The sequence below is a fragment of the Nocardiopsis valliformis DSM 45023 genome (assembly GCF_000340985.1).
Classification (GTDB): Bacteria; Actinomycetota; Actinomycetes; order Streptosporangiales; family Streptosporangiaceae; genus Nocardiopsis; species Nocardiopsis exhalans.
This window is the reverse complement of record NZ_ANAZ01000027.1, coordinates 1-12,117: the sequence shown is the minus strand read 5'-3', so window position 1 is coordinate 12,117 and position 12,117 is coordinate 1. Positions and strand designations below refer to the sequence as shown.

The window sequence follows — 12,117 nt, the reverse complement described above, 5'->3', positions numbered from 1 at the left end:
AGGGTCGGAGCGTCAGCGGGTGACGCCCCACTCCTTGAGGGTCTCGTCGGCGTCGGGCAGGGGGCGGCCCCTGGTGACCCCGCCGGGGGTACGGCTGAACCGCGGCGCCGGCCCGGACACGACCCGCTCGCCCTCACGCACCAGCGAACCCCGCGCCCGCACGTGCGGGTGGTCGGGCGCCTCGTCCAGGGACAGGATCGGCATGACACAGGCATCGGAGCCCTCGAACACCGCGCCCCACTCGTCGCGGGTACGTGTGCGCAGCACCTCGGCGAAGCGCTCGCGCAGCCGCGGCCACCCCGCCGGGTCCCACTGCCCGGGCAGCTCCTCCCCGGCCAGTCCGGTGCGCTCCAGGAACTCCGCGTAGAACTGCGGTTCGATGCAGCCCACGGACAGGTGGCGGCCGTCGGCGCACTCGTAGACGTCGTACCAGGGAGCCCCGGTATCCAGGTAGTTGGTGCCGCGCTCGTCGCTCCATGAACCGCGTGCCCGGTCCTCGTGCACCATCGACATCAGCAGGGCGCTGCCGTCGACCATCGCCGCGTCCACCACTTGGCCGCGCCCGGAACTCTGCCGCTCCAGCAGCGCGGCGAGGATGCCGGTGACCATGAACATCGTGCCGCCCGCGAAGTCTCCGAGGAGGTTGATCGGGGGGACGGGGGGACCGCCCGCGCGGCCGATCGCGTGCAGGGCCCCGTTCACGGACACGTAGTTCATGTCGTGCCCGGCAGTGTGGGCCAGCGGACCGTCCTGGCCCCAGCCGGTGACCCGCGCGTACACCAGGCCGGGGTTGAGCTCCAGGCACTCGTCCGGGCCCAGCCCGCGCCGTTCCATGACCCCGGGGCGGAATCCCTCCAGGAGGACGTCGGCCTTGGCGACCAGTTCGCGGGCCAAGGCCAGCCCTTCCTCGGACTTGAGGTCGGCGCCGACCACGGTGCGACCCTCGCTCATGTGCGGGCCGCTGGAGCCCGCGTTCATGGCGTCGGCTGCCTGGGGGCGGTCGATCCGGATGACGTCGGCGCCCATGTCGGCGAGGAGCATCGCGGTCATCGGCGCCGGGCCGATCCCGGTGAACTCGACGACGCGGATTCCGTTGAGGGGTCCCATGGTGCCTCCGGGGTTCGACTGGCGTGCTGACTGACTAGAACGACGTTCGGTTCATTGTGCAGGGTATGCCCCGCGGGCGCCAGGCCGCTCTGCGGGGTGGTCCGGGTGGCGACGCGAAGAAGAAAAGGACCGCCTTGGGGTATTTGGTGGTGGAATGGTTTTCGGTCAATGTCAAAACCCCACTCTCAGGTGATGTTAATGTGACCCTGTCCAGCTGCCGAAAAGCCTTTTCATGGCGTGGCCCTCCCGCTCGCGCGCCCCACACGCGCCAGGAATTTCGATGCCAGGGCTGAGCAGTGAGGACATCCAGGGAACATCCAGGGGTCGAGGCGATCCGCCCCGAATCGGGTGCGACCCCTGGAATTCGTGCCAACCATCCCCAGAAGGGTGTCCAAGCCATGCCCAGAAAACCCGGGAAGAACGGGAGCGGACGCCGGTCCAAAGGGCGCCGACGCTCCCGCGGCGCCCTGCCTTTCCCCGTCCCCGTGCTGGCCGCCGTCGTCGCCGGGACCCTGGCCATCGCGGGTACCGGCACCGCCCTGGCCATGGAGAAGACCGTCAGTCTGGACGCCAACGGTGAAGAGGCCATGGTCCGCACCTTCGGCGGCACGGTCCAGGACGTCCTCGACTCCGCCGGGATCGAGCTCGGCGAACACGACGTGGTCGCGCCCTCCACGGACACCACCGTCAGCGGTGGGGACCACGTCGTGGTCCGCTCCCCGCGGGAACTGACCGTCGACCTCGACGGCCACGCACACGCCCACCGGGTGCACGCCGCCACCCTCGGTGAGGCCCTCCACCAGATCGGCCTCGATCCGGCGGGCGTCGAACTCTCCCAGGAGCACGACACCCCCGTCCCCGAGGACGGCCTCACCGTCAGCGCCGAACGCGCGCCGCGCATGATCGTCATGTACGACACCGTCCGCTCCGAGACGCGCACCACCGGCGGGACCGTCTCAGCCGTCCTTGAATCGGCCGGTGTCGAGACCGGGGAGCACGACATCGTCACCCCCGCCCCCGACACCCCCGCCGAATCCGACATGGTGGTGCGGGTGACACCCGCCCTCGGCGAACCCGAGACGGAGGAGGTCGTCATCGAGGCCGAGACCGTGGAACGCGAGAACCCCGACCTCCCCGAGGGCGAGACCGAGGTCATCACCGAACCCGAGGACGGGCTCAAGGAGATCACCACGCTCCTGGTCCTGCGCCACGGTGAGGAGGTCGAGCACGAGCTGTCCGAGGAGATCGTCACCGAGCCGGTCGAGGGCCTGGTGGAGGTCGGCACCAAGGTCGAGGAGGACGACACCTCCAGCCCGCCCCAGGGCGGTGGTGAGGCGGGCGGCCTCAACTGGGCCGGGCTCGCGGAGTGCGAGTCGGGCGGCAACCCCACCGCCGTGAACTCCGCGGGCGGGTACTACGGCCTCTACCAGTTCAGCACCAGCACCTGGGCGTCCGTGGGCGGCAGCGGCCTGCCCTCCGAGGCCGGCCCGGCCGAACAGACCCAGCGCGCCCAGCAGCTCTACGACACCGTGGGCGGGGACTGGCAGAGCCAGTGGCCGCACTGCGGGGTCCACCTCTTCGACTGAGTCCGGCCGGGACGTGAGGTGTGCGCGGCGAGTGCGGTGAGGTGGCTGAGCAGGTGGGCGGCGGCTGGCAAGATGTGTGGGTGACACAGACACCCGAACCCGACCCCGCCGACCGTTCCCGCCTGCTCAGCCCCGCCGACGTGCGGGCGCTCGCCGAGCGGTTCGGTATCCGGCCCACCAAGACCCTGGGCCAGAACTTCGTCATCGACCACGGCACCGTCCGCCGCATCGTCCGCGTGGCGGGCGTGGGCGCCGACGACGTGGTCGTCGAGGTGGGACCCGGGCTCGGCTCGCTCACCCTGGCCCTGCTCCCGCACGTGCGCCAGGTCACCGCCATTGAGATCGACCCGGCGCTGGCCGAGGCTCTGCCCGGCACCGTCACCGACCACGCTCCCGACCTCGCGGACCGGCTCACCGTGGTCCCCGGCGACGCCATGCGCATCACCGAGGTACCCGGCCCTGCGCCCACCGCGCTCGTGGCCAACCTGCCCTACAACGTCTCCGTGCCCGTCCTGCTGCACCTGCTGGAACTTCTGCCCAGCCTGGAGCGGGTCCTGGTCATGGTGCAGTCCGAGGTCGCCGACCGGATCACCGCCACCCCCGGCGGACGGATCTACGGGGTGCCCTCGGCCAAAGTCGCCTGGTACGCCCACGCGCGCCGGGCCGGTGCGGTCGGCCGGAACGTCTTCTGGCCCGCGCCCAACGTCGACTCCGGGCTGGTGGAGCTCATTCGCCGTCCCACACCGAGCACCAAGGCCCCGCGCGCGGAGGTCTTCAAGGTGATCGACGCCGCCTTCGCCCAGCGCCGCAAGACCCTGCGCGCCGCTCTGTCCGGCTGGGCGGGATCGGCCCCCGCGGCGGAGGAAGCCCTGCGCGCGGCCGGGGTGGACCCGAAGGCGCGGGGCGAGTCCCTGGGTATCGAGGGGTTCGTCGCGATCGCCGAGAACCGCCCGGAGCAGGCGGGTCAGGCAAGCAGCAGGTAGCGGGCAAGAGGCAGCAGGCAACGGGAAGGGGCGCCCTCCGTTGAGCAGTCGAGCTCAGCGGAGCGCGCCCCTTCTTTCTTGCCTGTGCTGTCCGAGTGCCGGATGAGTCGACGGGCGGGCGCCGGACGGGTCGTCGGACTGTGCGACGGGTCGGTGGTCAGCCCTGATCCGCCGGAGGGGGGAGCTCCCCGCTCTCCCGGGGCCGGGACCGGAACAGCGCCCTGGCCAGCGCTGCCACGCCCAGACCCACAGCGAGCGCTGGTAGCAGCCACATCACGTTGAGCTCCCATGAACCGCTGCCCTGGACCACGAACGCGACCGCCAGTCCGAGAAACAGCAGTCCCGCGACCAGCGAACCCCAGTCAGTTCCCCGCTTGGTCATACTGAACCCCCACTTTCCCGGCCTTGGTACTGGTGTGCACGTTGATCACGGGCACCTCGTCCTGGCCTGATCCGTCGTCAGCCCCCTCAGCGGGCTCCTGCGTTCCCTCGTCTCCATCCGTTTCCCCGGAGTTCTCGCCCGCCTCACCGTTCGCGGTGTCCCCGCGACCCTCGGTCTCCCCGCGGCCCTCGGCGTCCTCGACGGGCTCCAGGGGACCGACCGGTCCGAAGGTCGACTCGTAGGTGAAGAACATGCCGGACCGGATGTTCTCACCGGTGTCCGGGTCCTCCACGGAACCGGCCCCGACCCGCGAGACCAGGTTGACGCGTACGCCCTCCGGGAGCACCAGGTTCACGTCGCCCCAGTCCACCCGGGCCGTGACGTCCACGCTCTGCCCCGGTTCGAGCTCGGCGGCCAGCTCGGTCAGGTCCAGCCTGGCCGTGCCCACGTTCAACCACATGTCGTCGGACTCGGCCTCGGCTGCCGAGGCGGGCACCCACCGGTCCTCACCGATCCGCAGTTTGGTGACGTCGGTCGAGGACACCAGGACCGCGGCCAGCACGGCCAGAGTGCCCAAGAACATCAGCCCGCGCGGGTTGCCCGCCCAGGTACCGATCAGCGAGTAGAGACCGACCACCCCGACTGCCGCGGCGAAGAAGAAGACGCCGTACACCGGGCCGAACAGCAGGTTCGTGGTCGATACCTCCGAGAACGGAGCGCCGAGGCGGGGAGCGGTCACCGCCCACACCACCGCCATGATCACCACGGTCCACAGCGCGTGGGAGGCCAGCGCCGCCCGCCGGGGCTTGTGACCGCCAGGGGCGCCCCCGCGGCCACGGCAGTCGTGGTCGCCCCGGTGGTCCCCGTGGCGCCCGTACTTCCCGTGGTCGTCGTCCTCTTCCTCGTCGTCCTCTTCTTCGTCCTCGTCGAGGTCGTTGTCCGGCCCCAGTGACGTGCGCTCCGACACCACCGCCAGGTCCACCGGACCCTTGGGCGACGAGGCCCACGGCTGGGCCGGGTTGTAGTAGGCGGGCACCGGCTGCGGCACCGGGCCGGTGGGCGGGGGTTCGTGCGTGGCCAGGTCCGACCGCAGCGCCAGCAACGAGGCCCGCAGGTCCACCCCGCGACCCCGGGCGGTCAGCAGCCCCAGGGCCAGCGGTATGGCCAGGACCAGCGTCCCCCAACCGAACCCGCCCACGAGGCTGAACGCCGTCGCTCCGGCCAGGCCCACGGTCAGCAGCTTCAGGACCGCCTGCGGCGGGATGCTCCGGTTCAGCATCTGTTCGAAGGTCGCCGGACCGCCCTGGGGATCGCGCATCAGCATCCACGCGGCGATGTACAGCAGCACGCCGGCGCCGCCCGCGAAGGCGGTCAGCACGAACGCGGCGCGCCACACCACGGGATCGATCCGCGTGTACTCGCCCAGCCCGGCACACACCCCGGCCAGGGCCTGGCGGCTGTCGTCGCGGCGCAGCTCGGTACCGATGGCCGCGGGACCTTCGGCGGGCCCTCCAACGGCCCCCGCCGAAGGGCTGCCCGCGGAAGCCCCTGAGGGGCCGCTCGCGGAACCGCCCGAGAAGCTGTCCGAGGACTCGCCCGCGAAGCCGTCCGCGGACCCGCTTGCGGAACCGTCCCCGGAACCGTCCGCGAAGAGGCCGTCCCCTTCGGATGCTCCAGTCGGCGTCTCACTGCCGGTCATGGACGCTCACCACACTTTCCTCATGGAACCATCGTGACCGCTGATGCGTCGCGTGGGAATCCGGGACGACCCTGAACCCACCCTGACCGGCAGACCAGGGCAGGACCAGGGACGCGTCCCCGATGTCCCACGAGGGTCACACAGGGCATGCTGGAACCGTCCATAACCACGCGCGCGCCGGGCCGCAACCGTCGCGCCTCACACGAAAGCGGTGATCGGGCGGTGCCAATGACAGCCGTGGAGACCCCGCGGCTCACCCGCGCGGTCGACGGCAGGCTCCTCGGCGGTGTCGCCTCAGGGCTGGCCCGGCACCTGGGCCTGGAACCGGTCGTGGTCCGGCTCGCGTTCATGGCGCTGGCCGTGGGCGGGATCGGGGTGGCCGTCTACGTGGCCCTGTACTTTCTCGTCCCCCTGGAGGAGACCGAGGAGGAGGGCAGGTCCGACCCCGCCGCGGACAACAGACGCAAGGGCCGCGACATCTCGCAGCTCATCGCCTACATCGGCCTCGCCGCCGGGCTGGGCATCCTCTTCCTGCTCTTCGGCGGCGTCTTCGACCCGCTGTTGTGGTTCGTGATCTTCGGCGCGCTCGGGGCGACCATCCTGTGGCAGCAGGCCAACCCGGCCGAACGCAACGAGTGGATGAACAGCACCGTCAGCCGCACGCGCCCCAAGAGCATCATGCGCACCGTCGCGGGCATTCTGCTCGTGGTCGTCGGCGTCCTCGGCTTCCTCGCCTTCCACCAACAGCTCCAGGAGGCCCGCGCCGGGCTGACCTTCGCGTTCACGCTCATCGGCGGGATCGCGCTGATCGTCGCCCCCTGGATCATCGGGCTCATCCGCGAACGCGACTCCGAACGCCGCGAACGCATCCGCAACGCCGAGCGCGCCGAACTCGCCGCGCACATCCACGACTCCGTTCTGCACACCCTCACCCTCATCCAGCGGCGCGCCGACGACCCGCGCGAGGTCCAGCGCCTGGCCCGCGTCCAGGAACGCGCCCTGCGCAGCTGGCTCTACCAGCGCCCGGCCGACGCCGAGACCACCGTCACCCCGGGCCTGGAACGCGTGGCGGCCGAGGTCGAGGAGGAACACGGCGTGCCCATCGAGGTGGTGTGCGTCGGTGACGCCCCCATCGACGACGGCATCAGCGCGATGCTGCGCGCCGCCCGCGAGGCCATGGTCAACGCCTCCAAGTACGCCGGGACCGACAGCATCTCGGTGTTCGGTGAGGTGGACGAGGAGGAGGTCCTCGTGTTCGTCCGCGACCGGGGAGCCGGGTTCGACCTCGACGACATCCCGCAGGACCGCATGGGCGTGCGCGGCTCCATCGTCGGCCGGATGGAACGCCACGGGGGTTCGGCCCGCATCCGCACCGAGCCGGGCGAGGGCACCGAGGTCCAGCTCCGTATGCCGCGCATCGCCGAGATGTAGCCGCGAGCGGCGGTAAGCAGCAGTCAGCAGCGGCAAGTGGCCGCAAGTAGCCGCAAGTGGACAGCGTCCCGCTACCCGCGGGGGGCCTTCCCTGGGTAGGGTCCAGGTGTGGGAGACGAGAGCACGAAATTCAGTGACGGAGGCGCGGTACCCCGCGTCGTGATCGTGGACGACCACCGACTGTTCCGCAGCGGGGTGCGCGGAGAGCTCGGCGACGCCGTCAACGTCATCGGTGAGGCCGGGGACGTCGACAGTGCGGTGCACGTCATCGGAGAGACCCTCCCCGACCTCGTGCTCCTCGACGTCCACCTGCCCGGCGGCGGGGGAGTGGAGGTGCTCCGGCGGGTCCTGGCCAAGCACTCGCAGATCCGGTTCCTCGCGCTGTCGGTCTCCGACGCCGCCGAGGACGTCATCGGCGTGGTGCGCGGCGGCGCCCGCGGCTACGTCACCAAGACCATCTCCGGCAAGGAGCTCGCCAACGCCATCGTCCGGGTCGCCGACGGTGACGCCGTGTTCTCTCCGCGGCTGGCCGGTTTCGTACTGGACGCCTTCTCCGCCACCGACGCACCCCCGGTCGACCCCGAGCTGGACCGCCTCACCCAGCGCGAACGCGAGGTCCTGCGGCACATCGCCCGCGGCTACGCGTACAAGGAGGTGGCCAAGGAGCTGTTCATCTCGGTCAAGACGGTCGAGACCCACGTCTCCTCGGTACTGCGCAAGCTCCAGCTGTCCAACCGCCACGAACTCAGCCGCTGGGCCACCGCCCGCCGCCTGGTCTGAGTTTCAAGAGACCTGAGTTTCAGGGGAACACGAGCACGAACGGCCGCCCCCGTCAGGGAGCGGCCGTTTCGTATGTGAACCCGCTCAGCGCCCGGTCAGCGCAGGGCGTCGAGCATACGGTCGAGGAACTCTTCCTCACTCACCTCGGTGATCACCCGCGCGGCCCGGCGCTCGTCCCCGCCTGGCCGCAGCCGCCGGTCGGCGACGGTCATGCCGCGGGTCAGCGCGCCGTTCAGTTCCACCCGGATCGGCGCGTCGAACGCCCCGGTCACCAGGTGCGGGTCCACCAGCACGGCCGCCGCCAGCGGGTCGTGCATCGCGCACTGGCGCACACCGAAGATGCCCTTGTAGAACTCGGCGTAGAAGTCCAGGAACGCCGACGTGTTCTGCGCGCGGTCCCCGGGCACCTCCTTGAGCCGGTCCAACCAGGCCCCGGTGGCCACCGTCTTCATGGTGATGTCCAGCGCGATCAGGTCCAGGTCGAACCCGGCCGCGAACACCGCCTCGGCGGCCTCCGGGTCGTTGGCGATGTTGGCCTCGGCGTGCGAGGACACGTTCCCGGGCACCTCGACGGCGCCGCCCATCACCACGAGCCGCCGGACCAGTTCCGGCAGGCGCGGCTCCAGACCCAGCGCCAGCGCCAGGTTGGTCAGCGGGCCGACGGCCAGCACGTCGATCTGGCCCGGGTTCGCCCGCACCAGGCGCACGAGCAGCTCGGCGGCGGACTCCGCCACCGGCACCCGGGCGGGATCGGGCAGTTTCACGTCGCCCAGACCGTTGCCCCCGTGCACGTGCCCGGCCAGGCGCGGCTCCTGCACCAGCGGACGGGCGGCACCCACGGCGACCGGAACATCCGGACGGCCGTACAGGTCGAGCAGGCGCAGAGCGTTCTGGGCGGTCACGTCGACCGCGTTGTTGCCGAACACCGCACCGATCCCGACGATCTCCACCTCGGGCCGCGCGGCCAGATAGGCGAGCGCGACGGCGTCGTCGATCCCCGGGTCGCAGTCGACGAACACACGCATGGACTCCCGGTCAGCCAAGACCAATCTCCCCCGAACAAGGCACGGACCAGCGAGGTGAAAGTTCTCAGCTGGTATGAAAACAGGGTAAGCCGCCGACGGCACCGAACGTGGCCGTCGAACGTCGCCGCTGAGCGGACCACAGTCATGGCGGCCGTCGCGATGACCGGCTGGCGACAGGCTGGCGACAAGGTGAGGACGGGCGAAGCAGCAGGCAGGAGATCGGGTGGACGGGACCGTCACCGCACGGCCGTAACCTGGTAGGCGTGTCCTCCCAAGAACAGCTTCTCGAAGGTCTGAACGGTCCCCAGCGCGACGCCGTCACCCATGCCGGCGCGCCGCTCCTGATCGTGGCGGGCGCGGGCTCGGGCAAGACCCGTGTCCTCACCCACCGCATCGCCTATCTCATGGCCGAACGCGGGGTGCGCCCGGGGGAGATTCTCGCGATCACCTTCACCAACAAGGCCGCGGCCGAGATGAAGGAGCGCATCGAGGCCCTCCTCGGCAGCCGCGCCGCCAACACCATGTGGACGATGACCTTCCACTCGGCGTGTGTGCGCGTCCTGCGCCGGGAGGCACACCGGCTCGGCTACCCGAGCAGCTTCACCATCTACGACGCCGCGGACTCCCAACGCCTCATGCAGTTGGTCTGCAAGGAGATGGACCTGGACCCCAAGCGGTTCCCGCCCAAGTCCTTCAGCTTCCAGGTGTCCAACCTCAAGAACGAGCTCGTCGACTACGACACTTTCGCCGAGCAGGCCCAGACCGAGCAGGAAAAGAAGCTCGCCGAGGCCTACCAGCTGTACCAGCGCCGTCTCCACGAGGCGGGCGCCATGGACTTCGACGACCTGATCATGATCACGGTCAACCTGTTCCAGATGTTCCCGGACGTGGCCGAGTACTACCGGCGCCGCTTCCGGCACGTGATGGTCGACGAGTACCAGGACACCAACCACGCCCAGTACGTGTTCGTCCGCGAGCTCGTCGGCGTGGCGGAGGGCTCCGACACCAGCGTGGTCCCGCCCGCGGAACTCTGCGTGGTGGGCGACGCCGACCAGTCGATCTACGCCTTCCGCGGCGCGACGATCCGCAACATCCTGGAGTTCGAGCGCGACTTCCCGAACGCGCGCACCATCCTTCTGGAGCAGAACTACCGCTCCACCCAGAACATCCTCGCTGCCGCGAACACGGTCATCGACCGCAACGAGGGGCGCCCGGCCAAGAACCTGTGGTCGGAACAGGGCGAGGGCCCGATGATCACGGGGTACGTCGCCGACAACGAGCACGACGAAGCGGCGTTCGTGGTCGGGGAGATCGACAAGCTCGCGGACCAGGGCATCGTCAAGCCGAGCCAGGTCGCGGTGTTCTACCGGACCAACGCGCAGTCCCGTGTCTTCGAGGACGTGTTCATCCGGACCGGGCTGCCGTACAAGATCGTCGGCGGCGTGCGCTTCTACGAGCGCAAGGAGATCCGCGACATCCTGGCCTACCTGCGGGTCCTGGCCAACCCTGAGGACACGGTGAGCCTGCGCCGCATCCTCAACGTGCCCAAACGCGGCATCGGTGCCCGCGCCGAGGAGTCGATCGAGCTGCTCGCCGCCCGGGAACGCGTCTCCTTCTCGAAGGCCCTGCGCCGCGTGGACGAGGCCCCGGGTCTGGCGACCCGATCCGCGAAGGCGATCAAGAACTTCACCGCCCTCCTCGACGAGCTCGCCGAGGTCGTGCCGGGCAGCATGCCGGCCGAGATCGTCGAGGCGGTGCTCAGCAAGACCGGTTACCTCTCCGAACTGGCCGAGTCCAAGGACCTCCAGGACGAGAGCCGGGTGGAGAACCTCGAGGAGTTCGTCGACGTCGCCCGGGAGTTCGAGCACACCTTCGCCGCGCTCATCGAGGACGAGTCCTTGCTGGAGGGCGAGGAAAACCAGGGCATTGACCCGGGGGAGCCGACCCTGGTCGACTTCCTGGAGCGCATCGCCCTGGTCGCCGACACCGACCAGATCCCCGACGAGGACGACGAGGGCGGGGTGGTCACCCTGATGACCCTGCACGCGGCCAAGGGGCTGGAGTTTCCGGCGGTCTTCCTCACCGGCATGGAGGACGGGGTCTTCCCGCACACCCGCACCCTCGGGGACAAGACCGAGCTGGAGGAAGAGCGGCGCCTTGCCTACGTGGGTATTACCCGCGCCCAGGAACGGCTGTACGTCAGCCGCGCCGCGGTCCGCAGCGCCTGGGGCACCCCCTCCTACAACCCGGCCTCCCGGTTCCTGGACGAGATCCCGTCGAACCTCGTCGACTGGCGCCGCGCCGAGTCGACCCTCGCCGCTCCACCCAGCCGGACCATCGGCGGTCGCTCCGGCGGTGGTTTCGGCGGCGGGCCCGGCGGTTTCGGGAGCACCTTCGGCAGCGGCAAGAAGAAGGCCGCGAAGGAAGCGCCCACATTGAGCGTCGGCGACCTGGTCAACCACGACTCCTTCGGGATGGGCCGGGTCCAGCTGGTCGACGGAGCCGGCGACAAGACCAAGGCCCGCATCGACTTCGGCGCCGACATCGGTGAGAAGGACTTCCTGGTCAAGTACGCCCCGATCGAGAAGCTCTAGCTTCTGCGGCGCACGGTGGCGGGCTGTGGCCCGCCACCGAGGGACGATCAGTTGCAAACGGGGGCGATCGGGGCATCCTCGGCGGCGTGTAAGCCACGACACCGGCGAGTTTCGCCGAACCCGTCACGAGCACTCCCGCTCAGGGGTAGAGTTGGGGAAGACCGAGCGAGACGAACGCGGTTTCTTCCGCGGGCGGGCCGGTCCATCTCTGACGAAACACACCGGTTCGAGCACTTCTAGAGCCATGTAAACTCAGAGAGTTGCTTCAAACAGCCCAGCGAAAACAACGCGGTAAAAACACCGCCGAGGAAACGCTAGACTGGGAAAAGCACAACGGGCTTTACCCCGATCTGGTTAACACAAACCGCCGATTTGGCGGGGCGCGGAACACCTGATAAAGTAAAGACACAACGAAGCAGAACGGACGCGAAAGCGACCGGGAAGCAGAAGAAAAAAGCCTTCCACGGAAGAGCAGACAGAACTAGCTGGTTCTGGCGCTTGTACGGGAAGAGTGATTGTTTCTTGAGAAC

The 12,117-nt window shown here is 69.7% G+C and carries 10 protein-coding genes; 5 read left to right on the top strand and 5 right to left on the bottom strand.

The annotated features are described in order from the left end of the window. Positions 1 to 12 precede the first annotated feature (12 nt). The gene (locus D457_RS0122915) at positions 13 to 1,107 is read right to left on the bottom strand and encodes a CaiB/BaiF CoA transferase family protein (protein WP_017583012.1); all 1,095 of its coding nucleotides are present in this window, start codon (positions 1,105 to 1,107) and stop codon (positions 13 to 15) included. 398 nt (positions 1,108 to 1,505) lie between these two features. Here D457_RS0122915 and D457_RS0122910 point away from each other — a divergent pair, with 398 nt between their 5' ends. Then, positions 1,506 to 2,693, top strand: coding sequence for a resuscitation-promoting factor (locus D457_RS0122910; protein WP_051073004.1), 1,188 nt, complete (start codon positions 1,506 to 1,508; stop codon positions 2,691 to 2,693). A gap of 74 nt (positions 2,694 to 2,767) precedes the next feature. Further along, positions 2,768 to 3,676, top strand: a complete 909-nt coding sequence (gene rsmA / locus D457_RS0122905) for a 16S rRNA (adenine(1518)-N(6)/adenine(1519)-N(6))-dimethyltransferase RsmA (protein ID WP_026116930.1) — start codon at positions 2,768 to 2,770, stop codon at positions 3,674 to 3,676. Between the two features lie 157 nt (positions 3,677 to 3,833). On the opposite strand, the gene D457_RS0122900 is transcribed toward rsmA, so the two are convergent. Beyond that, positions 3,834 to 4,058, bottom strand: coding sequence for a hypothetical protein (locus D457_RS0122900; protein WP_017583009.1), 225 nt, complete (start codon positions 4,056 to 4,058; stop codon positions 3,834 to 3,836). Then, positions 4,039 to 5,757, bottom strand: a complete 1,719-nt coding sequence (locus tag D457_RS0122895) for a PspC domain-containing protein (protein ID WP_083926834.1) — start codon at positions 5,755 to 5,757, stop codon at positions 4,039 to 4,041. Before D457_RS0122895 ends, D457_RS0122900 begins: the two co-directional genes overlap by 20 nt. 228 nt (positions 5,758 to 5,985) lie before the next feature. On the opposite strand from D457_RS0122895, the gene D457_RS0122890 reads away from it, so the two are divergent. Together D457_RS0122890 and D457_RS0122885 are read left to right on the top strand one after the other, a co-directional pair. After that, positions 5,986 to 7,188, top strand: coding sequence for an ATP-binding protein (locus D457_RS0122890; RefSeq protein ID WP_017583008.1), 1,203 nt, complete (start codon positions 5,986 to 5,988; stop codon positions 7,186 to 7,188). A gap of 108 nt (positions 7,189 to 7,296) precedes the next feature. Further along, positions 7,297 to 7,968: a response regulator gene (locus tag D457_RS0122885; RefSeq protein ID WP_017583007.1), complete on the top strand. Its 672-nt coding sequence runs from the start codon at positions 7,297 to 7,299 to the stop codon at positions 7,966 to 7,968. 95 nt (positions 7,969 to 8,063) lie between these two features. Here D457_RS0122885 and D457_RS0122880 read toward each other — a convergent pair whose 3' ends face one another. Beyond that, positions 8,064 to 8,993, bottom strand: coding sequence for a nucleoside hydrolase (locus D457_RS0122880; protein WP_026116927.1), 930 nt, complete (start codon positions 8,991 to 8,993; stop codon positions 8,064 to 8,066). A 263-nt stretch (positions 8,994 to 9,256) separates the two neighbouring features. Between D457_RS0122880 and pcrA the strand changes: the two genes are divergently transcribed. Beyond that, positions 9,257 to 11,587, top strand: a complete 2,331-nt coding sequence (gene pcrA, locus D457_RS0122875; RefSeq protein ID WP_017583005.1) for a DNA helicase PcrA — start codon at positions 9,257 to 9,259, stop codon at positions 11,585 to 11,587. Positions 11,588 to 11,901: 314 nt separating this feature from the next. Here the strand turns inward: pcrA and D457_RS36785 are convergent. After that, a partial coding sequence (locus D457_RS36785; protein WP_204367468.1) for a hypothetical protein occupies positions 11,902 to 12,117 on the bottom strand: 216 nt, incomplete at its 5' end.